Origin of the sequence: Pseudomonas kielensis (genome assembly GCF_014236655.1) — a bacterium.
Classification (GTDB): Bacteria; Pseudomonadota; Gammaproteobacteria; order Pseudomonadales; family Pseudomonadaceae; genus Aquipseudomonas; species Aquipseudomonas kielensis.
Map to the genome: position 1 here is coordinate 37,678 of NZ_JACMYG010000032.1, position 26,422 is coordinate 64,099.

The following is a 26,422-nucleotide window of genomic DNA, read 5'->3' on the forward strand; positions in this document are numbered from 1 at the left end:
ACGGGGCGATGTCGCTACAGGGTCAAGCCAAATACCTTTTTTGTACAGCTTCCCAGCGGAAGCAGCAGAGTTGCTGGCTCCTAATGCAGTAAATATGAGCAAACCGCTCAGGATGTGGCACCTACCGCTAGAGGCGTCCTCTCCCAGTGACACTGCGGTTAGTACCAACAAACGACCGTTAAACGATACCTTCCAGACAGGCGGTATGCGGGATCATATAAATAGGCTTTATTATTTGTTGATCCCTTGATACGCTGATGCCACCTTAAGTGATACCAGTGGAGTCACCCATCATGTCTCGCACCTTTCTTTACTGCCGCGTCAGCACCTCAACCCAGTTCACAGAAAACCAAGTGCAGGAAGTGAAGTCTGCTGGCTTCGACGTACAGGCCAGCCGGGTAGTGGAGGAGACTATCTCAGGCAGCATCCCTACTAGTGAGCGTGCAGGCTTCCAGAAGCTGCTAGATCGCATGGAAGCGGGAGACGTGCTGATCGTGACCAAGCTTGACCGCCTAGGCCGTAATGCAATGGACGTACGCCAGACTGTTGAGATGTTGGCAGGCCGTGACATCCGTGTTCACTGCCTCGCCCTAGGCGGTGTAGACCTCACCAGTGCCGCAGGCAAGATGACCATGCAGGTGCTGGGGGCTGTGGCTGAGTTTGAGCGTGACCTACTGATCGAACGCACACAGGCAGGCTTGCAACGTGCCAAGAGCGAAGGTAAGAAGCTAGGGCGACCAGAGGCGACAGATACCACAGAGGCAGTGCAGCGGCTCAAGGCAAAGGATATGACGCAGGCTCAAGTGGCTGGTGACCTCAAGATCGGTATTGCTACCGTCAAACGGCACTGGAACAAGGCCTGACCCTCTTTCAGCGAATACCACAGCCCTGCCAAGTGCGGGGCTTTTCATGTCCACGATATTCTAAAGTCAGCGGTGGAGGACTGCCTGTGGGATCTATAAGGGGTTAAGCGCCGACCTAGCCTGAGTGGGGTTTCAGCAATCCTCCAGATACCCCCTCTGATATTCAAGGCCAAAGCTCGCGAGTGATCCTGGTGGAACGCAGCACACCGTTTAGGAAATTTCAGGTATCGCCGGCTGTGGAGAGTGTCGCCTGTTAAGTCCGAGTGGCTGCTTTAACTCAAGCAACTCGTGGTCAGCCCTTGGAACCGCTTGAGGTAGCCAATAGGCATTCTCTCCAAAGTTCGTTCCTGGATAAGAGAGCCAGTCCCACCCCCACCGCTGGGCGTGATGTCTAGGATGTACATCGGAAAGCCTGTTTCCGCAGTTATGGTCGTTCGACCGCCTTGACGATAACTTTTAGCACCGTCGAATCGAATCATTTCAAATCCACGCGCATTGCTGTTGAACACTCCCACCACGCACTCAGTGAAGTCATCAGGTGTACGCTCACTGGTATAGGTCTTTGCTGGAAGCTGTTCTCGCATCTCATCAATCGACAGATTACTGCAGGCAGTCAACAGTAAGGCGCTAAGTAACAGGAGGGGCTTTCGCATTGATGTGACATCCGTGATGTGGCGAGATGATGACACTATGCCATCGGTATCGCTGGAAGTCGAAATGTCGCCTGACCCGGCCAGCGGCGAGATGAACTAGGATTCCAGAACCATCACTCAAGGACGATTGTCATGCCAAATAACTCAGAAGCCAACATCGCCACAGCGGACGCACTGACACTGCTCCTACACAACCAGCACGCCATCTGTGCGGCCATTGAAGAGGTGACCAAGTGGCTAGCCGAGAATGGAGTGGGGAGTGTTGTCGCAAACGCAACAGCAGCCATGGCTACGCTGGACGCGAATGCTCAAGGCATCACAGACGCCATAATGCGGCTACGTCAGTCGTAGGTACCAGAAAGTTGGGTGCCATTGGAAGCGATGGGCCTCGCAGTGTTTTTTCAGGCTGCTCAGTTTTTGCGTACATGCTCAAGGAATTCGTGCAGTGCGGGCGTGATATCATTTTGACTCGCGGTGTCTGTCACCATTGGAGTCGGGGATTAGTTCATGGGCCAAGCCAAGCAAAGAAAGTCGACCGACCCTCTCTGGGGGATGGTCCGAGATGAACAGAAGTTTCGTGGACTAGTCATGACCTGTCCCATGGAGATTTCTGGCTCCAAACTTTTCGTCAAGCAAAGCAGACTTCATCATGAGGAGTTGCGATACGGGCTGCTTTACTGGGACAAGTTAGTTTGGCCGTCGTCTAGGACTATACATTTTTCAAACGGTCCAGACGAAAGCTATCTGGCTTCTGTCGGAGTGTTGGAGCGACCTAACTACACTGTGATGGGGGATGCTGCTCAGGGATTGCTGGCCGGTGTACTCAAGGCGCATCAAGAGTTAAGCGAAAAACAGCCGCGAGCTTGGGCGTTGCTGGAGGGGGAAAACTCACTCTCTTATCAGCGTGACGAAAGTTCGCCGTCACAAGCACTCAGCATCGAGCTGTTGCGGTGTATTCCCATCCCTCAGGGGGACGTCCCGTTACCAGAAATTTTGGAGTTCAAGGAAAAGCGTAAGGACGAACTGTTGCTCTTGCGGGTTGAATTAGAGAGGTTGGAGTCGAAAGCGAAGCTATCAAACGATCCTGCTGAATTTATCGAGCTTTCTAAAGGCGACATCGACAAGGCGTGCAGCGATGTGTTGAAAGTCAGCACTGAATGGCAGTTCCCAATAGTCCTGGCTGACAAGAGTTTTGAGTTCTCATTCGATGTCGAGAAGATGATGAAGACTTCACTAGCGGCCAGTGGAACAACATGGTTATCAGGCATTGACACAATGCTCCCGGGAGCTAGTCAAGTGATCGCTCTCGCAGCGGGAGTCGCGAGTCAATTCGCGGTCTCTGCGAAGCCGAAGCTTGTAGGTCTCAAACGAGACCTTGGGCCTTACGCATATGCGTACCGGATGCACAAAGAGTTGGGTAGTTTTTAGGCCGCGCACTCGGTTGATCCGCCTGAATCAGGTAGGCAGAGTACGTAGTTTGGAGATCGCTGCTAGCTTCTGTGCTGTGCTTGCACCTTTCGAATACACGTCGTGCGTCACTGAGCCCGTCTCATGCCCGACCAGTTCTTTTGCCAAGGCATCTGGTACGTCCGCCCTGATCAGCTCAGTAACTACGGTGTGACGGAAACTGTGGAAGACGTGGAGAGGGCTGAACCCTGCTGCTTTACGTAGCCTGCCAAACGCCTTGGAAATTGCATGAGAGCGCTTGCCATACTTGTCAGCGGATTCAGTAGGGATCAGGAAGGTATCGGTGGTGTCTTCACACAGGCGATCTATTGTAGGCAGCAAGCTGGGATGAATTGGCACCACACGCTTGCTTGCTTTGCTTTTGCTCTGCGGGAAGTCGAAGCACTGAATGTCGTCAACAGTGATCACGCTGTCTTTGCTGAGTTGGCAAAGTTCCTCGATCCTGGCCCCGGTGTACCAGCCCAGTGAGATGAGGTCTGCAAGTGGTTTATCTTTGTTGTTCAGTGCGGCTTGATGCAGCTTGAGGGTATCGTCCCGCGTGTAGATTTCCCTGTCTTGGCCTGCTATCTCGGAGCCTCCACCCTGTGGCAGTTCGTGGCCTATGAACGGGTTTACCTTGTCTTTATATTCTTCACGCCAAGCAGGGTCGTACCTCGTTGCCCACTTCCAGAACGCAGTACCAGCCATGAGGTATTGACCTAACGTAGCTGGTGCACGATCCAACGATTTCAGCCATGCATCTACTGTGTCGAAGTTGAGTGACAGCCCCTCCTGCTTGAGGAAGGCCGATAGCCGCTCCATTTTGCCCACTTGCTGATCGACGTGTTTTTGATCGCCACCACGACTCTCCCGGAACTCTCGGTAGGTCTTCAGACGGGTTGTGGTGATTGGAGACTTCGGTTTGTACACGGTTGGATCTTGGACTATCGCCTTCGCTTCGGCTGCCTCGGTTGGGCTCAGGTCATACTCTGATGTGGCTATGTGTGCCGTTACTGCTCGCATAAAATCTGCCATACCTTGCACCTTATCTAACGTGCTACCGGCTTTAGTTCCTTTTTCGAGAAGGGCGAAAATGTCCGGCACTGCCCCCGGGTCACTTATGGCGAGACGAAGTTCATTGAGAACCATCTGTTTGCGAGCCTCTCTCTCCTCTGGCTCAAGCTCCCCAAAGGTCAGGGTTCTTTTGGACGCTGAAATCAGATTCGCACTGATACGGGAGTCGAGTTCACCAGCCAGCGTTGCCAGTTCGGGGCGCCAGTTCTCCTTGAGCGCCTGTGCCTGTGCTCTGGCTGCTTCTATTTCTGCCTTCCACTGGGTGAGGTAGGGGAGACGTGCATCCATTGCTTCCTTGCGGAGTCCCGTCTTCAATGACTGAACCCGCACCTTGCAGCCAATGATTTTCTGTACGTCAGTAGGAACTGCTAACCGGACATACCACGTGGATTCGCCTTTCTTCTGAATCAGATTGTCTGCCATTGGTGCGCCGTGAAGTAGTGGAGTGGTACAACGGATTGTACTACTCGATTGTACTACTAATCACGCTGAAAGCCCCGCTTTACGGTCTTATTGGTCGGAAGGGGTGTTAAATTCGAATCTCTCCTTCACCGCCACATTCTGCAAACACAAACCCCCGATTTTCCTAGAGAAAGTCGGGGGTTTGTGGTTTCTGGCGTCTGGAAAAAGGCCCGTGGGACTGATATGACTGGTGCGCTATTCTGGTGCGCAGTATTGCAAGGCTTGGTTAGCGTTGTGGCCGTGCTCATTTGAACGCGGGCAGCGAGGCGCATAGAGGATATCTCCGGTCAGCTGCAGGAGGCCACTTGCATCTGTAAGATTGGTTAAGACTCAACACGGACATGGAATAGGTGGAATAGGCAATGGCGGGAACAAGACGGTTCATCAAGGTATTTCTTGCCTCACCAGGCGATCTGTCCGAAGAACGTAAGATCGCCAAAGTCATTGTTGAAGATTTCAATAGTCAGTTAGCGGACGCGCTCGGATGCCAAGTCGAATTGGTGGGTTGGGAGGACACACTTCTCGGTGTTGGTCGGCCGCAAGCGATCATCAATCGAGATCTTGACGGGTGTGATCTCTTCATTGGCATGCTTTGGAAGAGATGGGGAACGCCGCCGGGAACGGAAACCTACACCTCTGGCTTTGAAGAGGAGTTTCATCGGGCGATGGCGAGAAACGCGGAGCATGGCCGTCCTGAAATCAATCTTTTACTGAAAGATCTCGACCCCTCGTTGCTCGCCGATCCTGGGGATCACCTCAAGAAGGTTGTTGCCTTCAAAGAGCAAGTTTTTGCCGAGAAAAAACTCTTAGCTGGCACCTTCGCAGATGTACGTGACTTCGAAAGTAAGTTTCGCAAGTGCATACAGGGATACGTCATTTCACTCGCCAGTCAAGATACGGCATCAGAGACCGAAAAGGATCAAGCCCCTTCAGCAGATACGCATACAACGTCTGCGAGCGAACCCGGACCTAAAGCTCCATTGTCAGTAGAGGGCATTAGATTTCTGCGTGATTTCATGAGTGCGGTCGAAAAAGCGAATGATGAGCACCCTCTGGCTGCTGCCGACGTGGCGCGTGTCAGATTGCTTTCCCTCGTCACGGCAGTCCACGGCAACGACCAACAGTCGTTAGGATCGCACGATGCTAACCTACTCTTCGGAAAGCGAAAAAAGTTCGAATTCGGCCGACGCGAATTAATCGAACTGATTGATGGCGGGCTAGTGCACCTTAAACATGAGAATGTACCACTCTGGTATTGGATTGCAGCAGTTGACGGTTTCAAAAGCAACATACTGCCCATTACCTCTGTCGTCGGCACCACCGAGCAGCGTGTTGGTGCATTGAAGGCTATGCGCTTGATCGCGAAAAAGATCGCAGAGGAAGATGAGTTGGGGCGCAAGCAAATCGTACCGCTATGGTTTGCTAAGCCTTCCGAAATAGCTGTGCGAATCGCTGCTTTGGAGTATCTAAGCGAGTGTGGCGAACCGTCAGATCTGCCCACAATAAATGAAGAGTTTGCTCTGAACGAGACACAGACGGCTAGCGCGGCAGCGAACGCCGTGATCCGCATCACATTGCGAGATGATCGTCGCGCAGCTTTGGAGGTGCTCTACAGCTTGCAACCAAGTAATGTGACGCAGAACCTGCTCGACGCTCTATTCAGTCACGAAAGTGAGTTTGACGATGAAATCTTGTTGCGTGGCCTCAGTCATCGCAATGCACTGGTTCGGTCCACGGTCGTCAAGTTACTGCAAAAGCGACGGGCCCTCAGCGCGATTGTCGCTGAGCCATTGTTAAACGACAGTGATGCAAATGTGCGCTATGAAGCTCTGCAAGCGCTTATTGCAAGTGGACGGAGCTATTCCACAGAGCAGGCGAAATCGGTTCTAGTGCGCAAGAACCAAGCCTCAGGGGGCCTTCTTGCTATGCATTCCGATGCGGAAGGGGAGGCCGTTTTCGAGCGCTATACCAAGGGGTACTTCGACAGTTTGACCGTCGCGCAACTCGAGGAAGAAGAACGACTGGCAATTTTCGATCAGAACGCCTACTTCGCGTTGGTCCGTCGTGACTTTAAGTCACGTGGCGACGACTTGCGCAAGGTGGTGGCCAATCGATTCGAGGAGCGTTTCGAGACTTTAGTAGAGGAACAGGTCAATCGACATGTTATGCCGGCTAATTTTTTTGAGCAGACAAATAAGATTGATAAATACTTGCGTAACAATTTCACTCGTGAAGGCTTGAACATCATCTGCAGTAAGCTCGATGTGGCTGACTTGCCGCTTGTTCGATTGATGCTGGCGAGTGGTGGCGTCGATTATGCAGCTCTAGACCTTCTGTACCTCGCGAAATTTGGTCAATGGTGCGACATTCCTCTAGTAATCGCATCGCTCGAACGACCAGACTCCGGTCGACGATTCGCATCGCTACTTTCAAGCGTGAATAGCACCAAGTATGAGTGCGCGGCGCGTACCTTGTATACACTCGGTAAACATAGATTGAATGACCTATTGGTCACCGAAATGCCTGGAGCTCTTCTGGCACAAATTATTCCATTGATTCCGGACAAGTCTTTCAGAGGACTCGCCGATGAAGTAATAGATTCTCTCATTCGGTCGGAAATTGAAAGTGTGAGGAAGATGACTTCGCTGAAGTTTATTCGCGCCTTTCCGCGAAACCGGTCAACATCGTTTCTGAATGATTATATGGCCGCCGATCAGTTTTATTACAATGTGATTCATTGGTTCGACTTTGGTATATCCGTCCCTAGAGACTTAATGTTGCGCGCAGCAGCGAAGGCTTTATCGGAAGCGTAACTCGCGATGGGCGCAATAAATTGCGCCCTGTTTAGTATTGCAGTCGTTGAATCAGCCGGTTATAGCTTTAATGCCAACTGTAATATCCCCACCACATCCGGTCCGTCCTCATTGATCCATGTACCATAGTGCTGACGGATCATGTTTCCGTTGGTATGCCCCATCTGTTCGGCAATCCAATCGATCGAAGCGACGCCAGTGGTTAGCAACTGACTGGCATAGGTATGCCGGCATTGGCCAGGTCCGCGATACCGAACGCCGGCCGCGCAAAAGTGCGCCTTGAAGAACCGATCACGCACAACGAAATCGCTCACATGCGGAAGACCGCTTTTGGTGTTCAGAAACACAAAGTGCAGCTTGTGCTGCCGAACGGTCTTGTTGTTCCGCGCAACGATATCGACCGTCTGCGCCTTTTTGGCCGGGCTCATCGCATCGATCCTGCGCAGCGCATCCCATGTAGGCTCCAGCAGCCGCACCTTACGTATCGAGCGTGGGTTTTTCGTCACCCGTTAAGCACCGCGCACGTTGGATCGGCGAAATGTCACCGTGCCAAGGTTCAAGTCGACATCCTCCCAGGCCAACGCAGTGGTCTCCGAAACTCGCGGCCCTGCCCAAATCATGAGCTGCACCATCAGCAGCTCCTGAGTGCGATGTTGGCGTTTCGAGAGTCTGCTTTATTTCCGCCCGGGTAAACGGGACAGGGGCTTCGGGATCGGGAAGACGGACGAACAACCCCTCAGTAAGATCGTGTGCAACCTTTTTACGGGTGCGGTAGAGCCTAAACAACTGACGGACATTGCTGATGATGTCGCGAATGGTTTTGTTCTTGAGTCTTTTCGAAAGCGACCCCTGGATCCACTCTTGCAGGTCCAGGTGGTCGATCCGCTCTATCTGAATGTCACCCCAGCGCGCCCGCACATGGACCTTGGCCTTGTTCTTGTATCCTCGAAAAGACGTTGCCGCGACGCTGTTGCTCTTGATCGTCAGCCAGAGGTCCAAGTAATGCCAGAATGTGCTTTCGATCAATTTGCTCGACTCTGGAAAGTGTCGGCGGTAAAACACAAGGATAAAATAAATTCAACCTGTCAATGCCGGGTTGAATTTTTATTTCTGTCTAACTGGTGGCGTTGTCGGGCGCGGTGGAGGAGGGGGCGGACGAACATCGCCTCTTACGTTTCGAGTTGGTGGAGGCGGTGGCGGTGGTGGTTTTTGCGCCATTTTATTTACTCCTAAAGTTTTGGTATTGTAATCACAGCGTATGCAATAACGGCAATTCCTGCTGCGAGTATGAGGAATACATTGCAGTAGTACAAGCTTGAACTTTTTCTGTCGTTATTTATTGTGCATATTGTTGCACAGTTCATGTAGTTTTCGTAATAGTATTTGTGCAGTTGTTCGGTTACTACTGTATCTGGGTCTTTTTCATCGCTGTAGTATGCGATTAAGTCTAGGCGGTACTTTTCAATGGTGTTAGGCGCGGGCAGGTTTTCATCGGTCTTACCCAGGAGTGCATCAATAAAAAAATAAATCCCTATGCCCAATGCGAATATCGATATTGCTATGATTGTTAGGAACCATATTTTAGCGCCCAGTGTTAGCGCGGCTCTATCACCTGTAATGATTACAGAGTAAAAGCCCGCGATTGCAATAATAGTAGCCAGCGGGATGCTAAGTCTAGAAAAAATTTGTTCTTTTCTCGATAGTTCGTGAAAATATATTTTTTCATAATGCTGGAAAAGTTGTTCGTTAGTCAAGTATGTATTCCTTGCTTCTGGTTAAATTCTTTTGTTGTTTATTAGTTTCCAATAGTGCTCGCCGAGCACTGTTAATTTGCATGATTTTGAATTCATTGCAGCGAAATACATGTGGTCTTCATCAACTGGCTTGACCAAATTTAGGCGGTTCAATTGTTGTAGTATCGCAAATTTTCGGTTGTTCTCTGGGTCCGGTGCAATACCGTGGTTAGGTGCTGGAGGCTGAGGTTCAAAGCTGGGATCTAACTTAATTTCCGTATTTGGTGTTTCAAATAAATCAATGATTTGACGAAGGTCTGAGAGTTGAATAGGTGGCGAAACCTTTCTTAATGATGTGAACGCTCTGACATTGGTCTTGAATACGGGTCGCTGCTCCCAGAGGCTCAAAGATTGATCAATATGGGCATAAATGCTGCCCGGCGTGATATCCCCGAGTAGGTTGGCTGCCCCTCCATTTAGTGCGTCTACAAACAAGGACGTAAAGATCCCAGAGCCGTTCGCTTCCTCCGCATACTGATCCTTTGTCGAAGCAGTAAGAATGGTCATGCCCTCAGCTAATAGGGCTTTCTCACCGAGCGATTTTTGAGTGCCGGCGGCGCCGGAGTAGCAGCTATCCAGTACTATTATTTTATTAATCGCTTTTGATGAATTCGCCAGTTCAAGGATTTCTTGAAGTGCTAGTCCGTCATCTCCATCTGCGCACTCTGATGTCAGTAAATAACCACCTGTTTCCTCAATGTGACCATGTCCGGCAAAATAAAAAAGTGCTATTTGGCATTCGTCTTCAAATAGCTTTCTTATGTATTCTTTCAGTTCCTTACGCGTGATGGAGGTTGCTGCGTCCACTGAGGTTACATGTTTTACGTCGAAGTTCAGTTCACCGTTCATGTGCCGTTCAAGAACTTGGTTTACCGCATATGCGTCATTTACGCAGCCAAACAGCGGGTTGAGATTTTCATAGTAGTTAATTCCGATTACTAATGCCTTCTTCATGACGGTTCAACCCGGTTTTTCCCTTCTCCCATTACCTGGGTAACTGCTCCAGCTATACCTGACCATGTCCAAGGAATTACTCGATTTCTATTGAGTCCAGCAGGGAGTGTGCTATTGGAGTCTGCGCCGTCAACATACACGCCGAAAACTGGGACGTTCTGAGATCGTGCCATCTCTATCTCTTTGACAACGCCAGTTGCTGTTGCCATGTGGCGGCCAACTAATACAATTAATAGATGTGTCTTGTTGATTTTTTCTCTTACGATGGCTTCCCACTTGGCTTGCGGCATGGGGCTTTTTGCAGACCAATCTTCATGTTTGAAAGGGGTTTTTGAGTTCGATGCTTGACCCGCAAACAGTAATTTGTGAGTGCTGTTGTTATCAACGTCGAAGCTGATGAATGCACGTGGTTCAGCCATCTTCTAATCCCTTGGTAAAATGAATGAAGGGATAGTGTGCCTGTGTAGCGGCATTTTGCCAATGCTAACGAAGGCGTTGTTGTAATTGGCTGTTTTTATTAGTGATTCTACTGATTGAGGATGATCGTCGTTATTCGGATAACTTTTTCCAGTCTGAAATGCTCTCTATCGACCGCGTGTTTTGTAGTTTTTTCACTTGCATGCAACCACCGTAACCGCCTCGGCTTCCTTTTATCCCCAGTCGTAACAGTTTTTTCCTTTGCAGTCTTTTGGTCTGTGTAGTACGTGATGATCCCCGTGTAATCCCCCGTGAACTCTTCCGCCAATCCATCCACTGTTTCCTCGGGCAGTTTGCTTTCCAGTTCCAGGCTGGCGGTGTAGCCGTTGTCAGCGCCGAGTGAGTGCTGCACGTTGCCGTCATACCAGATTATCTCGTCGATCTCAGGCTTTACGCCCTGCAGTGTATAGGTCAATTCGGTCATCTTCGATTCGTTTAAGGTTCAAGGTTCAAGGTTCAAGGTTCAAGGTTCAAGGTTCAAGGTGAACCCAAGTCACCGCGCGCTCCATCCTGGAAAAAAGGGTATTGGTTTCGCTCAAACTCTTGATCACCCAAAGGCCATAGATCTTTCAACTGCCCTCAACCATGAGCCATGCCTTTCCCATGTTCGCCATCAGACACAGGGCATCGAGGCTCAGAGTGCTGCCCGCTAGCTCAGGAATGAGAATACCGGGCAGGGTGATTGAGTCATCTCCGTGCCCTAGGAACTGTCGTGCAGGGGGCGCGCCAACGTGATTGTTGCTAGCGTGACGCCATTCAGTATGTTGCTGCAGTTCCTGGTAGGCGAGAGTCGGCAAACTAAAAATGAACATCCCCCACCCCCTAATCCCGCATATACCCCCCATCCACATCCATAATTTCCCCAGTGACAAAACCCGCCGCATCCGATGCCAGGAAGCACACGGCAGCGGCGATGTCGCGGGGGGTTCCGGCGCGTCCCAGTGGCATGTCTGCCAGCACTTTGGCCCGTGCTTCGGTGCTCAGGGTGCTGGTCATGTCGGTTTCGGTCAGGGCGGGGGAGACGGCGTTGGCGGTGATGTTGAAGGGGCCGGCCTCGCGGGCCAGGCCCTTGGTCAGGGCGATCACGCCGCCTTTGGCGGCGGCATAACAACTGTTGCCCAGCAGGCCGCCGCCGCGTTTGCCGGCGACGGAGGCAATGTTGATGATCCGTCCAGAGCGTCGGGCCATCATGCCGGGCAGTACGGCTTTGGCGCAGTAGAAAACGCTGTTGAGGTCAATGGCCATGACGCGCTTCCATTCCGCGGCGCTCACTTCAAGCAGGGGCAAGGTCGAGACGATGCCGGCGTTGTTGACAAGGATATCGATGCTGCCCAACGCCAGGCCCACCTGGCTGACCATGGCCTGCACTTGTTGCTCGTCGGCAACGTCCACGCCCAGGCCGATGGCATCGATGCCCAACTCACCCAGCTGGGCGGCGGCCCGTTCTGCGGCGTCGTGGTCGAGGTCGCAGATGGCGACCCGGGCGCCGCATTGGCCCAAGGCCACGGCGATGGCATAGCCGATGCCGCGCGCGGCGCCGGTCACCAGTGCGTTACGGCCCTTGAGAGAAAAACTGATCGGCGCAAAATTGGCTGAGGCATTCATTGTTGTTATTCCTTGATCTGGGCGCAGGTCGGCCTTCCCGAGTCACGGGAAGTGGCCGGCTTTTCGATGAACAGCAGGGGGTAAACCGTCAGGAAGGGGCGAAGCTGCCCAGCGCCAACTGGTTCTTCAGCGGCGCGATGTCCAGCCGCCGCAGGACGCGATACAGCGAAGGCCGGCAGATGCCCAGCGCACGGGCCGCCGCGGTCATGTTCCAGCGGCAGTCGATGAGCACGCCGAGTACGTCCTCGCGCTCACCCACGGGAGCGGCGGTGGGCCTGCTCGGGCGAATCGGCGTGACGTTCTGCACCTGGCTGCGGGCCGGCAACCCAGGCTGACCGCCGGCTTGGGCGAGGAAATCGCCGGGCAGGTCGCACCGCTGGATGCGCGCGCCTTCCTTTACCGCGCAGGCGTAGCGGATAACCGCCCGCATCTGCCGCAGGTTGCCGGGCCACGCATGGCCGAGCAGCAGGGGCCAGACATCGGCACTGATCACCTGGCGTGGGTCGCACCCGGGCAATTCGTGGGCGACCATGCTGCACACCAGTTCGGCCCGGTCAGTGCGTTCACGCAGGGGCGGCAATTGCACCACGCCGGTGGCAATGCGATAGAACAGGTCTTCGCGAAAGCGGCCGTTTTCCACCAGGTGGGTCAGGGATTGGTGGGTGGCGCATATCAAGGCGAAGTTCACCGGCACGCTGCGTTCGGCCCCCAGTGGGGTGATCTCGCGTTCAGCGATGACCCGCAGCAGGCGGGTTTGCTGCTCGAAGGGCATGTCGCCGATTTCATCGAGAAACAGGGTGCCGCCGTCGGCCTGGGCCACTTTGCCTTTCTTGCCACCGGGCAGGGCGCCGGAAAACGCACCGCGGGCATAGCCGAACAGTTCGCTTTCAATCAGGGTTTCGGGGATGGACGCGCAGTTGAGGGCGACCAGTTGCGCGGCGTGGCGCTGGCTGTGCTCGTGCAGCGCACGGGCCAGGACCTCTTTGCCAGTCCCGGTCTCACCCTGGATCAGCACCGCGATGCCGCGCTCCATGAGCCGCAGTGCACGGCGAAAGGCCTGGCGCACGTAGGGGTCAGAGTCGTGGGCAATATCGCATTCAGGGTAGGCGGAGGTTGTGTGGGCTCGGGTAAACGAAGGGTTTTCGTGTACAGAAGGCATCAGCGTCACCTTTTATTATTGTATAGCTCGTGACTATGTCGACTCACCGCACTTGTGATGCAGCCGTCGATATGGCGTTGAATGACAATAACGAGGCACACTTATATTTTCCAATCCATAATAAATCATCTATTGATACCTTTGAGAGCATCATGATCGAGCTCCGCCATCTGCAATATTTCCGCACCCTGGCTGAAACACTGCACTTCGGTCGTGCCGCTGAACGCCTGCATATCTCGCAGCCGCCGCTCTCGCGGCAGATCGCCCTATTGGAAGATGAACTGGGGGTCAGGCTGTTTGATCGGTCCCGGCGCCGGGTGGAGCTCACCGAAGCCGGCCAGCGTTTTTACCTGGACACCGGCACGGTGTTTGCCGCGTTCGAGCAGGCCAAGCGCAATGCCTTGGCCGCCGCGCGGGGGGCGGCGGGCGAGCTGTCGGTGGGGTTCATGATGTCGACGGCCTACAGCGTTACGCCGGCGATTACCCGGCGCTACGCTGCGCAGTTTCCCCAGGTCAGCCTGAAGCTGACCGAGACCTTGCCCCTGGACCTGGCCCAGGACATCAGCAGCGGCAACAAGGACGTGGCGATCATGTACCGTCCGCAGGACTGCTCCGGCCTGGAAACCGTGACCCTGTTTCGCGAAGAAATGACCGTGGTCCTGCCACCCGGCCATCGGCTCCTTGAACAGGCACTGATCGACCCCCGGGAGCTGGCCGGAGAAACCTTCATCATCGTGCCCCGACGGATCGCTCCCGCCTTGCACGACATGATCTTCAACTACTGCCTGCAGCACGGTGTCACCCCGAACATCGGGCTGGAAATCAACATGCAGCAAACCATCGTCAACCTGGTGGGCGAAGGCTTGGGGATTGCGATCGTGCCGCGCTCGATGTGCAACATGCGCCTGGCCACCACCACCTTCAAACCGTTGCGCGATGCCCCGGTCATCGAGGTGGTGGCGGTGTGGAAGGCCGACAACCACAACCCCTGCATCGCCACTTTCATCGACAGCGCACAGCACGCGTGCCTGCAAGTGACGCGCGAGGCTGAAGCAGGGTGACGGGCGGGTCAATCCGCTCGCCCAGACGATACACCTGAAGCGACACCTGTCTCCCGGAGTGTCTCCCGCTCCTGCCCAGGCGACAGCGCTCCGGGCCTGATCTGAATCGCGCAAAGCCCCGTTCCATAAGGCCTGCGCAGGCCTTGCCAAGCCTTGGCACCGCTCTTGCTATCGCCCTTGCAAACATCATTCATGCAAGGAACCCCTTATGCGATCGCCCGTTATCACAGGCTGGTATCACTCCCCATTCGGTAAGTTCGACCACCTCGATCCCGAGCTGATGATGGCCGAGGCCGCCGTTGGCGCTTTGGCGCATGCCGACATCGCGCCGCAGCAGATCGACTCCATCCACATTGGCCATTTCAATGCCGGCTTTGTGTATCAGGACTTTCCCTCGTCCCTGTTGGCCAACCACATCGAGGCACTGCGCTTCACGCCTTCGGTTCGCCTGGAAAATGCCTGTGCCACCGGCTCTGCCGCGATCCATTCGGCGCTGCAAGCGGTCCTCAGTGGCCAAAGCCAGCATGCGCTGGTGGTGGGTTTCGAGAAGATGAATACCCTGCCCACCGCCGAGGTGGGCAAGATCCTGCTCAAGTGCTGCTACGCCAAGGAAGAAGCCGACATCGAGGGCGGTTTTGCCGGGGTGTTCGGCAACATTGCACAAAGCTACTTCGACCGTTACGGCGACCAGTCCGATGCGCTGGCGATGATCGCGGCCAAGAACCACGCCAACGGCGTGTTGAACCCGTACGCCCACATGCGTCGGGATTTCGGTTATGAGTTCTGCCGTCAGCCATCGGCCAAAAACCCGTTCGTGGCCGGGCCACTGAAACGCACCGACTGCTCGCTGATCACCGATGGCGCAGCCGCGTTGGTGATCAGCCGCGAGGATCTGTTAGGCGAGCGCCGCCACGCCGTGCGCTTCCGGGCCGCGGTGCAGGTCAACGACTACATGCCGCTGTCCAGGCGCGACCCCACCTACTTCGAAGGCGCCGCCCGCGCCTGGCAACAGGCCCTGCAGCGGGCCGAGCTGAGCCTGGCCGACCTGTCCCTGGTCGAGACCCACGACTGCTTCACCATCGCCGAATTGCTGGAGTACGAAGCCATGGGCCTGGCCGAGCGGGGGCAAGGGGCGCGGGTCATCGCCGAAGGCATCAGCCGCAAGGACGGGCGCCTGCCGATCAACCCCTCCGGCGGCCTCAAATCCAAGGGCCATCCCATCGGCGCCACCGGCGTGTCGATGCACGTGATGGCCGCCATGCAGCTCTGCGGCCAGGCCGGCGACATGCAGTTGCCCAAGGCCGATCGCGCCGGGGTCTTCAACATGGGCGGTGCGGCAGTGACCAACTACGTGAGCATTCTGGAGCGCGCGCAATGATGGGCATCGACAACGTCATGAACCTGGGGGAAATGCTCAACCAGGTCGCCCGTCGCTACCCGGATGCGCCGGGCTTCATTCGCAACGGTCGTGAGCACTCCTGGAAAGACATCTCCCGGCGGGTCGACAGCGTCGCTGCCGCCTTGCGCGCGCGCGGCCTGGGTAAAGGCGACAAGCTGCTGGTGCATTCACGCAACAATCTGCCGCTGTTCGAAAGTGCCTGGGTCGCGTTCCGCCTGGGCGTCGTGTGGGTGCCGACCAACGTGCGGATCACCCCGGCGGAAGCGGCCTACCTGGGCAGTTCCAGTGGCGCGGTTGCGATGCTGTATGACGAAGGCCTGGAGCATTATGTCGACGCCGTGCGTGCGGCATCGCCGAGCCTGCAACAGGTCATCGCCATCGGTCAGCCCCGCGCCGGCGAACTGGGCTACGAGCAATTGCTGGAGGAGGGCAGCGCGCTGCAGGCCAGCTTCCGTCCGGCCGAAGTGACGTACCACGACCCGCTGTGGTTTTTCTACACCTCGGGCACCACGGGCCATCCCAAGGCCGGGGTGCTGACCCACGGCCAGATGGCGTTTGTCATCACCAACCATATCGCCGACCTGATGCCGGGCCTGAATCAGCATTCGCGCTCGCTGGTCCTGGCTCCGCTGTCCCACGGTGCCGGCATCCATGCGTTGGTCAACGTCGCCCGGGGCGCTGCCTGCATCCTGCCGGCCAGCGACAAACTGGACTGCGACGAGGCCTGGCGCCTGGTGCAGGAATACCGCGTGGACAACCTGTTCACCGTGCCGACCATCGTCAAGATGCTCACCGAAAGCGAGGCCGTCGACCGCTATGACCGCAGCAGCCTGCGCCACCTGATCTACGCGGGCGCGCCGATGTATCGCGCCGACCAGCGCCATGCCCTGGGCAAGCTGGGCAAGGTCCTGGTGCAGTACTACGGCCTGGGTGAAGTGACGGGCAACATCACCGTGCTGCCCGCCGATTGCCACGACAGCGAAGACTCACCCACTGCCAAGGTCGGTAGCTGCGGTTACCCGCGCACCGGCATGCAGGTGGCGATTCTCGATGACGCCGGCAACGAACTGGACACCGGTATCGACGGTGAAATCTGCGTGCGCGGACCGGCGGTGTTCAGCGGCTACTACAACAATCCCCAGGCCAACGAAGCCTGTTTCAAGTTCGGCTGGTTCCACACTGGCGACCTCGGTCATGTGGATGAACACGGCTATCTGTTCATCACCGGGCGGGCTTCGGATATGTACATTTCCGGCGGCTCCAACGTGTACCCGCGGGAGATCGAAGAGGCCCTGCTCAGCCATCCGGCCGTCACCGAAGCCGCTGTACTGGGCATGCCCGACATCAAGTGGGGCGAGTCCGGCTATGCCGTGATCGTCACCACCGGCGAGGTCAGCGATGAACAACTGCTGGCCCATCTGGAGCCGCGTATCGCCCGCTACAAATGGCCCAAGCGTTTTGTGCGCTGGGACGAAATGCCCAAGTCGGGCTACGGCAAGATCGTCAAGAAACAGATCCGCGCGTTGCTCGAAGAACGCCAGGAGGTGGCCTGATGACGCCGCATTTTGCTGAGCGTGCCGGGGTGCGCACCTTCATTCACGAGGGACCGTCCCTGGCACCGCGACTGCTGGACCTGGAGGTGCCGCGCTGCGAAGAGCTGCGCATCGTCCTGCCCCTGGCGAGCAACGTCGCGGCAGGGCTACTCAAGGCGCTCGAAGGTCGACGCTACGGCAGCGCCGTGGGCCGCATCCTGTGTGGCGGCGCCGCGCACCTGAGCTATCACCGGATGATTGTCACCAACCAGCCCGAGCGTCCGTATGACTACGGCCAGCCGGTGGTCCTGGACGGCTACATCACCTTTATCAGTGGCGCCATCACCGTGGGCCGCGATGCCCGGGGCGCGCCGTTGTTGCATTGCCATGCCGGGTTTCTGGACCGCAATGGCGAGCAGCACGGCGGGCATCTGGTGCTCGACAAACTGATTGTCGGCAGCGAGCCGCTGACGATTCGCCTGTGCCTGTTCGACCAGGTGGCCTACCAGGTGCAGCCTGACGCGGAAACCCATTTCAACCTGCTGCATCCCGTCCTCAAGGAGCTGTCATGAGCGTTGCCGTAACCGAAGATTCCCTGGTCCAGGACGGCCGCCTGGGCCGCCTGGTGATCGCCCGCCTCAAACCCAACGAAGACCTCATCGACAGCGCCGAGGCCCTGTGCAAAGAGCACGGTATTGATTTGGCGGTGGTTCGCGGTGGCTTGGGCAGCCTGATTGACGGGCAACTGAGCTACCTGGGGCGCGAAGGCTTGATCCAGATCCATGTGCCTGGCCCGGGGGTGGAAATCCTCAGCGTCAGCGGCGAAATCCTCAGCGGGGCAAGTCGTCTGCAGGCGGTGGTGGCCGATGCCGACGGCAAGCTGTTCGCCGGCCGCCTGGAGCGCGGCAAAAACCTCACCTTCATCACGGTTGAGCTGACGCTGCAAGAGTGGCTGCCCGACTGACACGTTCACCCGCCATCGCCATAACAACAACGTCGAAGCCAGGTGCAACGGGCCCTTTGATGCCCCGCGCCCCCGGATTGTCGACCGCACCCATTAGGAGAAACAACAATGACAATAAATCCTTTCGTTCGCCTGTCTTTGCTCGCCACCAGCGGGGTGCTCCTGACACCCCTGGCCCACGCTGACTTCATCAAGGACGGCAAGGCCACCCTGGGTTTTCGCAACTACTACTTCAACAACGACTACCGCGATCGCGCCGGTCCCGCCGGGCAAAGCAAGACCGCCGAATGGGCGCAGGGCTTCTTTCTCGATTACAAGTCCGGCTTCACCGATGGCACTGTCGGCTTTGGCGTCGACGCTCTGGGTCTGCAGGGGGTACGCCTGGACGGCGGCAAAGGCAATCACCGTGGCAGCTCGATGATTCCGGATGAGAGCGATGGCAGCGCCGTGGACGATTGGAGCCGACTGGGCCTGACCGGCAAGGTGCGTTTCTCCCAGACCGAGGCCCGCTACGGGACCCTGCAACCGAAGTTGCCGATCCTGGTGGCCAACGATGGTCGGGTGCTGCCGCAAACCTTCGAAGGCGGCATGATCACCTCCAAGGAAGTGGACAACCTGACCCTGCTCGGTGGTCGCCTGGAACATGCGACCGGCCGTGGTTCGACCAACAGTTCGGGGCTCGCGGTGGCCGGTGGCACCCAGCAAAGCAATGAGTTCCTGTTTGCCGGCGCCGACTACAAACTGAGCAAACAACTGACCCTGCAGTACTACGCGGCCCAGTTGGAAGACTACTACGTGCAGCATTTCGGCGGCCTGGTGCATGTGCTGCCGTTGGGCGAAGGCCAGTCGTTGACCACCGACCTGCGTTACTTCAAGACCGACGCCGATGGCCGCAACGACTCCGCCTCGGGTCGGGCCGCCGGCTACCGGGTCAGTGGCCTGGGAGACACCCCCGGCAAAATCGACAACGACACCTGGAGCGCGATGTTCACCTACGCCCTGGGTGGCAACTCCTTCCTGCTCGGTTACCAGAACGTCTCTGACAGCGGCAATTTTGTCCAGGCCAACCAGGGCAATACCAACGAAGGTGCGGCCGGCAGCAGTATCTACCTGTTCACTGACCGTCTGATCACCAGCTTCACCCGGGCCGGCGAGCGCACGGCGTTCGGCCAATACGGCTACAACTTCGCCTCCTTGGGCGTGCCAGGGCTGGTGGCGTCGGTCACCTACCTCAAGGGCACCCATATCCGTATGGCGAGCGGGTCCGACGAGAAAGAGTGGGAGCGCGACCTGGCGCTGGATTACGTGGTGCAGAGCGGTACCTTCAAGGGCGTCGGGTTCAGCTGGCGTAACGGCACGATGCGCAGCGGCGTGCCCAGCGAGTATTCCCAGGACCAGAACCGCGTGTCGGTCAACTACACCCTGGCGTTGTTCTGATTCCGAGGGGGTCGCTTGAACAGGGCCCCTTTTCAGTTGGCGTCAGGGTTGGCGATCCTGCAGATCCATAGGTATCTACTCAATTGTGGTGCGATCAGGATATTGGATTAGACCGAGTGCATATCCATTTTTGCGGTAACGGCCACTTATGGTTCCGCTTTTACAGCGGCTCACTTTTGAGAGGCGCAAAAGTAAGCAAAACGCTCTTGCCCCACCACTCGGTGCCTCGCTTAGGCTCGGCATGCCCGTACTCCGACATTGATTTGGGGGGCCGCCGCACTGGGCCATCCCTGGCCCAGTGCGGCTAAACCGGCGTCCTGCCGGTTTACCCCCCAAATCAATATCGGACTCCGGCCAGCGTGGCTAACGGGGCGCCCAGGATCAAAAACAAAGCGAGGCGGCCTTAGAGCCGACCTGATCGCTAGGGCATGCGCGGTGCAGCTTGTACTTCCTAAGACGCTGACGAAGTCAGCCATCTTTTGATCTGGCTCTGGCTTTTGATCCTGGGCGCCCCGTTAACCACGCTGGCCGAACGCAGGCTTGAATCCGTGGGTAACCCGGCAGGACGCCGGGTTAGCCGCCCCGCGCCATGGATGGCGCGTGGCGGCGGCCCACGGATTCAAGCCGGAGTGAGGGAACACCGAGCCCAGGCGAGGTGCCGAGTGGTGGGGCAAGAGCCTTTTGCTTACTTTTGGGCTCCAAAAGTGAGCCGCTGTAAGAGCGGAACCATAGGTGGCCGTTACCGCAAGAATGGATATGTACTCGGCCTAATCCAACACCCCGGAAGGCCCACAGGTGCAACGTCGCACCACAGATACCTATGCAGCAGATGTGCAGGACAGGTGTCACTTGCCATGCCGGGTACAGCGACACTTGCCGGAGACACCTGTTACATCCACCGTCGCGCCAGATGCCCTGCAAGAAATAAATGCATTCCTGCAGGCGCTGTTTTTCCTTGTGAAAACAGCTGGTTGAGTAGCAGCCTGGGTTGCTGCCAGGAGGGCTGCGCCATTCGTGGCACCCCAATTGCTATAGCTTGCTTAGCCAGTCGCCGGCATAACGGCCATTGATCCATAAAAACAATAAAGTCAGGAGAACCAAATGAGCGACTTTTCGCGCCGCAACTTTCTCAAAACGGCCACCCTTGCTTCTGCCGCCGTTGCCGCCGCCGGGCTCGGTCTGTACAGCGGCAAGAGCCAGGCCGCCGAGTTCAAGCTGAAGTTTGCCAACAACATGCCCATCAGCCACTCCATGAATGTGCGGGCGCGGGAAATGGCCAAGGCGATTCGTGAAGAAACCAATGGCGCGGTGCAGATCCAGATCTTCCCCAGCAGCCAGCTTGGCAGTGACACCGATACCCTGGCCCAAGTGCGCTCGGGTGCCGTCGACATGTTTGCCCTGTCACCGGTGATCCTGGGCACGATGGTGCCCTCGGTGCAGATCAGCGCCGTCGGGTTCGCCTTCAAGGATTATGAGCAAGTGTGGAGTGCGATGGACGGCGACCTCGGCGCCCATGTGCGGGCCGAGATTGCCAAGACCGAGACCCTGTTTGCGTTCGACAAAATCTGGGACAACGGTTTTCGGGTGACCACCACCAGTACCCGTCCGATCGCCACGCCCGACGACCTCAAGGGCATGAAGCTGCGCGTGCCGCCGAGCCCCATCATCATGTCGATCTTCCGCGCCTTCGAAGCCGCGCCGACCAGCATCAACTTTTCCGAAGTGTACTCGGCACTGCAGACCCGCATCGTCGAGGGCCAGGAAAACCCGCTGACCCTGGTGTCCTCGGCGAAACTCTACGAGGTGCAGAAATACTGCTCCCTGACCAACCATGTCTGGGATGGCTTCTGGATGCTGGGCAACAGCGCCTCCTTCAAGCGCTTGCCTGCGGACGTGCAGGCCGTGGTCAGCAAACACATCAATACCGCGGTGCTCGCCCAGCGCGATGACCTGGCCAAGTTGCAGGGCACCATCCGCGATACGCTCAAGCAGCAAGGCCTGGAGTTGGTGGCGGCGCCACCGGAACCCTTCCGCGAGCGCCTGCAAAGCGCCAATTATTATGGCGACTGGCACGACAAGTTCGGCGACGCCGCCTGGTCCATCCTCGAGAAATATGCCGGGAAACTGGCATGATGGTCGCGCCAGCAGCAGTGGCCCCCACGTCTACCATGCGCCTGCCGGCCCGGGCGCTTGTCTGTCTGAACACATGGACCATGCGGGCAGTCGGCTTGATCACCGTCGCGTTGATGGTGATCGAAACCGGCGTGCTGCTGGCGGGGGTGGTTTACCGCTACCTGCTGCACAGCCCGCTGATCTGGTCCGATGAGCTGGCCTCTTCGCTGTTTATCTGGATGGCCATGTTTGGTGCGGTGCTGGCGCTGGACCGCGGCGAACACATGCGCATGTCGGCGCTGGTGAACAAGCTGCCCCACGCCTGGCGCGGGTTCTGCGAGACGCTGTCGGCGCTGGTGGTGTGCCTGTTCGTGGTGATGATCATTGGCCCGGCCATGCAGCACTCCCATGAGCAGATGTCGATCACCACCCCGGCGCTGGGCATTCCCGATGGCCTGCGTGCCGCGGCCTTGCCGGTCGGTGCGGTGTTGATGCTGCTGGCCGCCGTGTCGCGCATGGCGCGGTTTTCCACGGTGCGCCAGTTCATGGCCGGGATTGCCGTGGTGGCGCTCGTGGCCTCGGTGCTGTGGATCAGCCAGCCGTTGCTGGTGGACCTGGGCAACTACAACCTGATTATCTTTTTCCTGGTGCTGCTGGGGGCCTGTGTCTTTGGCGGGATTCCCATCGCGTTCGCCTTCGGCACCGCGACCATGGCGTACCTGGCGCTGGCCACCCATGCTCCGTTGTCGATTGTGGTCGGCCGCATGGACGAAGGCATGTCGCACATGGTGCTGCTGGCGGTGCCGCTGTTCGTGATGCTCGGCGTGGTGCTGCAGCTGTCTGGCATGGCGCGCACGCTGATCGACTTCATGGCCTCGTTGCTCGGGCATGTGCGCGGCGGCCTGCAGTATGTCTTGCTGGGGGCGATGTTCCTGGTCTCGGGGATTTCCGGTTCCAAGGTTGCCGACATGGCGGCGGTTGCTCCGGCGCTGTTTCCTGAAATGAAAAAACGCGGTTCCGAGCCCGAAGAACTGGCGGCGCTGCTGGCGGCGACCGGGGCGATGACCGAGACCATTCCGCCAAGCCTGGTGTTGATCACCATCGGCGCGGTGTGCAGCGTCTCGATTACCGCGCTGTTCATCGGTGGGCTGATGCCGGCGGTGGTGGCCACGGTGGTGATCGCGCTGGTGTGCTGGTGGCGTTCACGCAAGGAAGCTATGCCCAATGTCCAGCGTGCGCCGCTGTCGGTAATCGCGCGCACGTTCTTGATCGCCGTGCCGGCGCTGGCCCTGCCGGTGCTGATCCGGGTGGCAGTGCTCGAAGGCGCGGCCACCGCGACCGAAGTCTCCACCATCGGAGTGGCTTACGTGGTGATGGTCGGGCTGGTGATGCACCTGTTCATGCGCCACATCGAGTTCAAGAAGGTCTACCCGATGATGCTCGAAGCGGCGGCATTGTCCGGCGCCATCCTGCTGATCATCGGCATGGCGTCGGCCATGGCCTGGGCGCTGACACAGTCGGGCTTCTCGGCCTCGCTGGTGGACCTGATCAGTGAAATTCCGGGCGGTGCCATCGGCTTCATGATCGTCACCATCGTCACTTTCGTGATCCTGGGCAGCGTGCTCGAAGGCATCCCGGCGATCGTGCTGTTCGGGCCACTGATGTTCCCGCTGGCCGAGATGCTGGCGATCCACCCGGTGCACTACGCCATGGTGGTGATCCTGGCCATGGGCATCGGCCTGTTTGCCCCCCCCCTGGGGGTTGGTTTCTACGCCGCCTGCGCGATCAGCAAGGTGTCCTCCGACCTGGTCATCCGGCGTGTCTGGGGCTACCTCGCGGCCCTGATCCTGGCGTTGATTATCGTCGCCTGTTTCCCATGGATCTCCATCGGTTTCCTTTAAGAGAGCACTTGTCATGAGCCAAACAGCAAAACAACTTCTGCCAGGCGCCTCGCCACTGGGACGCGTGGCCCTGGTCACAGGCGCCGCCATGGGGATCGGTGCCGCCATCGCCGAACGCCTGGGGCACGACGGGCATACCGTGGTGGTGGCCGACATCAACCTGGCGGCGGCCGAAGAAATGGTCGCCGGGCTGCATGCCCAGGGCATCGAGGCCATGGCACTGGTCATCGACGTCGGCGACGCCGAGTCCATCCGCGCGGCGTTTGCCTTGCTGCAAGCGCGCTTCGGCCGCTGCGATGTGCTGGTCAACAACGCCGGTGTGGCCAAGACTCAGGCGTTCCTGGAGTGCGACCTCAGCGACTGGCAACGGGTCCTGAACATAAACCTGACCGGCTCGCTGCTCTGCGGCCAACAGGCGGCGCGGCTGATGCAGGCCAATGGCTGGGGGCGGATCATCAACGTCGCCTCCATCAGCGGTCTGCGCGCCAGCCTGGGTCGTACGGCCTATGGCACGTCCAAGGCCGCGCTCATCGGGCTGACCCGGCAGATGGCCGTCGAGCTCGCCGAATACGGGATTACCGTCAACGGCATTGCCCCAGGCCCGGTGGATACCCCGCTGACCCAGAGGCTGCATTCGGCCGCGACGCGCGACTCCTATGCCAGGGCAGTACCGATGCGCCGCTATGGCACCCCGGCGGAAATGGCGGGGGCGGTGGCCTTCCTGGCATCCGATGATTCGTCGTACATCAGCGGCCATGTGATTCCAGTGGACGGCGGTTTCATGGCCTCGGGCATTCTGGAGATCTGAAGGGGCGCGGTGGACAGGAGCGCGCGCCCGCGGCGCAGCCTGGTGGCGCAATCTGCCCAAGGTGCTGGCCAATGCCCTGGTCATGGCGCCGATCATTCGCCGCTTGATCGACAGCAATCCACGGGACATGACGGAGCAGGATGTAGCGGCCATCTATCGCGGGATTTTCTGAGGGGAGTATTGGCCTGCCGTAACCTGTGAATCCATTCGGCCCAGGCCATCCAACCCGGGTGGTGGTTCTGGCCTGATGCCGGGTGGGCTGGCTGAGCACTCAATGTGAAGCTACATTTTCCTCTTTGAGTGCAAGGAACAATCATGCGGATAGGGATGGCAGTGCTGGGGTGCGTGGTGTTGGTGGGGTGTTCGCTGCCGGCCTCGCTGGTGCCGGGGGAGCCGAACCTGAGCAAGGAGACCGCCAAGCCGCCCAAGGAGTACGCGGCTTGCGTGTTGCCCGCCTGGCAGCGCGAGGTGCCCAAGGCCACCCAGACCCAGATCTCCAACGGCTGGCGGATCAACGCGCCCAGCATCATTACCGCCGATGAAATCGTCGATATCGTCAAGTACAAGGACGGCAGCAAGGTTTCGCTGTATCAGGGGCCACCCTGGGCCAAGTCGGCAGCCTTGCGCAAGGCGGTACGCGATTGCCTGTAGCTTATGGGCTGGCTTGGGTTTCACAGACGAAGTAGTTGCTCTGGCGGTTTTTCGCGGTGAGGTCCTTGGTCAGTTGCCTGGCCGCCGCGACGCACTGTTGATAGGCATCGGGCTGCACCCAATGTTCAACGGCAATCACCTGGCAGTCGCTGCGCGAGGCGTCGGTGCACAGGTAAAGCAGTAGAAAGACCGTCATACACGCTCCCGCACGCTCGATGGCAGAATCTGTGCCGCCAGTACTCAGTATGTACGTCTCCATGACTTAGGCCAGTCTTGCGGCCCGCCATTAGTCCATCAAGGAAGTTGTCATGATCACCACCACTACCCATTCCATCGAAGGCCGGCAGATTGCGGCGTACCTGGACATCGTCAGCGCGGAGTCCGTGCAGGGCATCAACGTCGTGCGGGACATGTTTGCCGGCATGCGCGATTTTTTCGGCGGGCGTTCCCAGACCCTGGAGAAAGCCCTGCGCGAAGCCCGTGCCCAGGCCACTGACGAGCTCAAGGAGCGGGCTCGCAGCCTGCAGGCGGATGCGGTGGTGGGGATCAACTTTGAAATCAGCATGCCTTCCGGCAAGGGCAGCATGCTGGTGGTCTTCGTGACCGGTACGGCGGTCAAGCTCAACTAACCCGAGTTGGGCCATTCGTCGGTGGATGGCTTTTTGAATGGGTAGTCCGGGGATGACCGGCTAGTCTGGAATCTCTTGAAGGTCTGTGCTTTTCAGGCGAACGCTTGTTTGCCGGCGCCGGCCTAGAGGGAGGGACGCAGGGATGAGCAATCCGTACATTGAAGATGATGGCGCTGAGTACCCGATCAACAACTGTGTGCACTGCGGGCAGACAGATTACGTCTCGGGGTTTGGCCAGGCACCGAGCAAACCGGGCCAGGCCCGCGTGTCCACGGTGAGCAGGACTTCCAGCAAACCGTTCATGCCCAAGGTTAGCGTGCCATTGCGCAAGTGATCGCCAACCCGACAGACCCCGCCGATGTGCGGGGTTTTTTGTGCCTGCGGTTCGGCTGGAGGAGGGGTGTCTGCAGGCTTGTCATATTTTGTTTCAATGTAACCGGAGGTGGTTGGGGTGTTTCACGTTTCTTTCACAAGCCAAAACGTAGGCTCAGCTCATCCGTTAAAAGCAAGTCTTGTCAGCCCGTTCCCCAGCGGGCTTTTTTTTGGTTCTTCACGGATTACCGGGAAAGACGCTCTTGATCTTCATGAAAAAGAATTCGCTATCCCGGTAACCGTACGCCATCCGTTTA

The 26,422-nt window shown here is 57.6% G+C and carries 23 protein-coding genes and 3 pseudogenes; 16 read left to right on the forward strand and 10 right to left on the reverse strand.

All coding sequences use genetic code 11. The features are described 5' to 3' along the window. Positions 1 to 293 precede the first annotated feature (293 nt). The 3 genes from H7995_RS23460 to H7995_RS23465 all read left to right on the forward strand — a co-directional run bounded on the left by H7995_RS23460 (position 294) and on the right by H7995_RS23465 (position 2,944). A complete protein-coding gene (locus tag H7995_RS23460) occupies positions 294 to 863 on the forward strand; it encodes a recombinase family protein (protein ID WP_185819008.1) in 570 nt (189 codons plus the stop codon). Positions 864 to 1,648: 785 nt separating this feature from the next. Next, entirely contained in the window at positions 1,649 to 1,867 is a 219-nt protein-coding gene (locus H7995_RS28560) for a hypothetical protein (protein WP_244647812.1), read from the forward strand. 156 nt (positions 1,868 to 2,023) lie between these two features. After that, positions 2,024 to 2,944: a DUF6236 family protein gene (locus H7995_RS23465; protein ID WP_185819009.1), complete on the forward strand. Its 921-nt coding sequence runs from the start codon at positions 2,024 to 2,026 to the stop codon at positions 2,942 to 2,944. A 27-nt stretch (positions 2,945 to 2,971) separates the two neighbouring features. Here the strand turns inward: H7995_RS23465 and H7995_RS23470 are convergent, their stop codons facing one another. Beyond that, positions 2,972 to 4,459: a site-specific integrase gene (locus tag H7995_RS23470; protein ID WP_185819010.1), complete on the reverse strand. Its 1,488-nt coding sequence runs from the start codon at positions 4,457 to 4,459 to the stop codon at positions 2,972 to 2,974. A gap of 401 nt (positions 4,460 to 4,860) precedes the next feature. On the opposite strand from H7995_RS23470, the gene H7995_RS23475 reads away from it, so the two are divergent. Next, positions 4,861 to 7,311, forward strand: a complete 2,451-nt coding sequence (locus H7995_RS23475; protein WP_185819011.1) for a DUF4062 domain-containing protein — start codon at positions 4,861 to 4,863, stop codon at positions 7,309 to 7,311. Positions 7,312 to 7,370: 59 nt separating this feature from the next. Here the strand turns inward: H7995_RS23475 and H7995_RS23480 are convergent. The 8 genes and pseudogenes from H7995_RS23480 to H7995_RS23515 form a co-directional block, all read right to left on the reverse strand. Continuing rightward, positions 7,371 to 8,367: pseudogene (locus H7995_RS23480) on the reverse strand (tyrosine-type recombinase/integrase); the annotation flags it as partial. 173 nt (positions 8,368 to 8,540) lie between these two features. Next, positions 8,541 to 9,065: a hypothetical protein gene (locus H7995_RS23485; protein WP_185819012.1), complete on the reverse strand. Its 525-nt coding sequence runs from the start codon at positions 9,063 to 9,065 to the stop codon at positions 8,541 to 8,543. Between the two features lie 21 nt (positions 9,066 to 9,086). Then, positions 9,087 to 10,058 carry a caspase family protein gene (locus H7995_RS23490; protein ID WP_185819013.1) on the reverse strand — a complete coding sequence of 324 codons (972 nt, stop codon included), beginning with the start codon at positions 10,056 to 10,058 and terminating at the stop codon, positions 9,087 to 9,089. After that, positions 10,055 to 10,477: a TIR domain-containing protein gene (locus tag H7995_RS23495; RefSeq protein WP_185819014.1), complete on the reverse strand. Its 423-nt coding sequence runs from the start codon at positions 10,475 to 10,477 to the stop codon at positions 10,055 to 10,057. The genes H7995_RS23490 and H7995_RS23495 overlap by 4 nt, the downstream gene beginning before the upstream one ends. A 107-nt stretch (positions 10,478 to 10,584) precedes the next feature. Further along, positions 10,585 to 10,953, reverse strand: a pseudogene (locus H7995_RS23500) (phage late control D family protein); the annotation flags it as partial. A 91-nt stretch (positions 10,954 to 11,044) separates the two neighbouring features. Further along, a pseudogene (locus tag H7995_RS23505) lies at positions 11,045 to 11,380 on the reverse strand (phage tail protein); the annotation flags it as partial. After that, positions 11,358 to 12,140, reverse strand: coding sequence for an SDR family NAD(P)-dependent oxidoreductase (locus tag H7995_RS23510; protein WP_185819015.1), 783 nt, complete (start codon positions 12,138 to 12,140; stop codon positions 11,358 to 11,360). The pseudogene H7995_RS23505 and the gene H7995_RS23510, both read right to left, overlap by 23 nt. Positions 12,141 to 12,228: 88 nt before the next feature. Then, positions 12,229 to 13,299 (reverse strand): sigma-54-dependent Fis family transcriptional regulator, encoded by a 1,071-nt coding sequence (locus tag H7995_RS23515; protein WP_166593134.1) that lies wholly within the window; start codon positions 13,297 to 13,299, stop codon positions 12,229 to 12,231. Between the two features lie 152 nt (positions 13,300 to 13,451). Here H7995_RS23515 and H7995_RS23520 point away from each other — a divergent pair, with 152 nt between their 5' ends. The 10 genes from H7995_RS23520 to H7995_RS23565 all read left to right on the forward strand — a co-directional run bounded on the left by H7995_RS23520 (position 13,452) and on the right by H7995_RS23565 (position 25,164). Continuing rightward, complete coding sequence (locus H7995_RS23520) at positions 13,452 to 14,360, forward strand: LysR family transcriptional regulator (protein ID WP_166593135.1); 909 nt, start codon at positions 13,452 to 13,454, stop codon at positions 14,358 to 14,360. A gap of 208 nt (positions 14,361 to 14,568) precedes the next feature. Beyond that, the gene (locus H7995_RS23525) at positions 14,569 to 15,738 is read left to right on the forward strand and encodes an acetyl-CoA acetyltransferase (protein WP_182341456.1); all 1,170 of its coding nucleotides are present in this window, start codon (positions 14,569 to 14,571) and stop codon (positions 15,736 to 15,738) included. Beyond that, the gene (locus H7995_RS23530) at positions 15,735 to 17,312 is read left to right on the forward strand and encodes an acyl-CoA synthetase (RefSeq protein WP_206684722.1); all 1,578 of its coding nucleotides are present in this window, start codon (positions 15,735 to 15,737) and stop codon (positions 17,310 to 17,312) included. The genes H7995_RS23525 and H7995_RS23530 overlap by 4 nt, the downstream gene beginning before the upstream one ends. Next, positions 17,312 to 17,863 (forward strand): PPC domain-containing DNA-binding protein, encoded by a 552-nt coding sequence (locus H7995_RS23535; RefSeq protein ID WP_166593138.1) that lies wholly within the window; start codon positions 17,312 to 17,314, stop codon positions 17,861 to 17,863. The genes H7995_RS23530 and H7995_RS23535 overlap by 1 nt, the downstream gene beginning before the upstream one ends. Continuing rightward, positions 17,860 to 18,255 (forward strand): PPC domain-containing DNA-binding protein, encoded by a 396-nt coding sequence (locus H7995_RS23540; RefSeq protein WP_166593139.1) that lies wholly within the window; start codon positions 17,860 to 17,862, stop codon positions 18,253 to 18,255. The genes H7995_RS23535 and H7995_RS23540 overlap by 4 nt, the downstream gene beginning before the upstream one ends. Positions 18,256 to 18,363: 108 nt before the next feature. Continuing rightward, positions 18,364 to 19,692, forward strand: a complete 1,329-nt coding sequence (locus H7995_RS23545) for an OprD family porin (RefSeq protein WP_166593140.1) — start codon at positions 18,364 to 18,366, stop codon at positions 19,690 to 19,692. 1,101 nt (positions 19,693 to 20,793) lie between these two features. Then, on the forward strand, positions 20,794 to 21,825 hold the full coding sequence (locus H7995_RS23550) for a TRAP transporter substrate-binding protein (RefSeq protein WP_166590052.1): 1,032 nt from the start codon (positions 20,794 to 20,796) through the stop codon (positions 21,823 to 21,825). Continuing rightward, entirely contained in the window at positions 21,822 to 23,705 is a 1,884-nt protein-coding gene (locus H7995_RS23555) for a TRAP transporter large permease (RefSeq protein ID WP_166590053.1), read from the forward strand. Before H7995_RS23550 ends, H7995_RS23555 begins: the two co-directional genes overlap by 4 nt. A gap of 13 nt (positions 23,706 to 23,718) precedes the next feature. After that, on the forward strand, positions 23,719 to 24,513 hold the full coding sequence (locus H7995_RS23560) for an SDR family NAD(P)-dependent oxidoreductase (RefSeq protein WP_182341453.1): 795 nt from the start codon (positions 23,719 to 23,721) through the stop codon (positions 24,511 to 24,513). 315 nt (positions 24,514 to 24,828) lie between these two features. Continuing rightward, complete coding sequence (locus H7995_RS23565) at positions 24,829 to 25,164, forward strand: hypothetical protein (protein ID WP_185819016.1); 336 nt, start codon at positions 24,829 to 24,831, stop codon at positions 25,162 to 25,164. A gap of 1 nt (position 25,165) precedes the next feature. Here the strand turns inward: H7995_RS23565 and H7995_RS23570 are convergent, their stop codons facing one another. Continuing rightward, positions 25,166 to 25,360 carry a hypothetical protein gene (locus tag H7995_RS23570; RefSeq protein WP_095165532.1) on the reverse strand — a complete coding sequence of 65 codons (195 nt, stop codon included), beginning with the start codon at positions 25,358 to 25,360 and terminating at the stop codon, positions 25,166 to 25,168. 112 nt (positions 25,361 to 25,472) lie between these two features. Here H7995_RS23570 and H7995_RS23575 point away from each other — a divergent pair, with 112 nt between their 5' ends. Both H7995_RS23575 and H7995_RS23580 read left to right on the forward strand, forming a co-directional pair. Then, positions 25,473 to 25,793, forward strand: coding sequence for a YbjQ family protein (locus H7995_RS23575; protein ID WP_185819017.1), 321 nt, complete (start codon positions 25,473 to 25,475; stop codon positions 25,791 to 25,793). Between the two features lie 142 nt (positions 25,794 to 25,935). Beyond that, positions 25,936 to 26,127 carry a hypothetical protein gene (locus H7995_RS23580; protein ID WP_166590057.1) on the forward strand — a complete coding sequence of 64 codons (192 nt, stop codon included), beginning with the start codon at positions 25,936 to 25,938 and terminating at the stop codon, positions 26,125 to 26,127. The last annotated feature ends 295 nt before the right edge of the window (positions 26,128 to 26,422 follow it).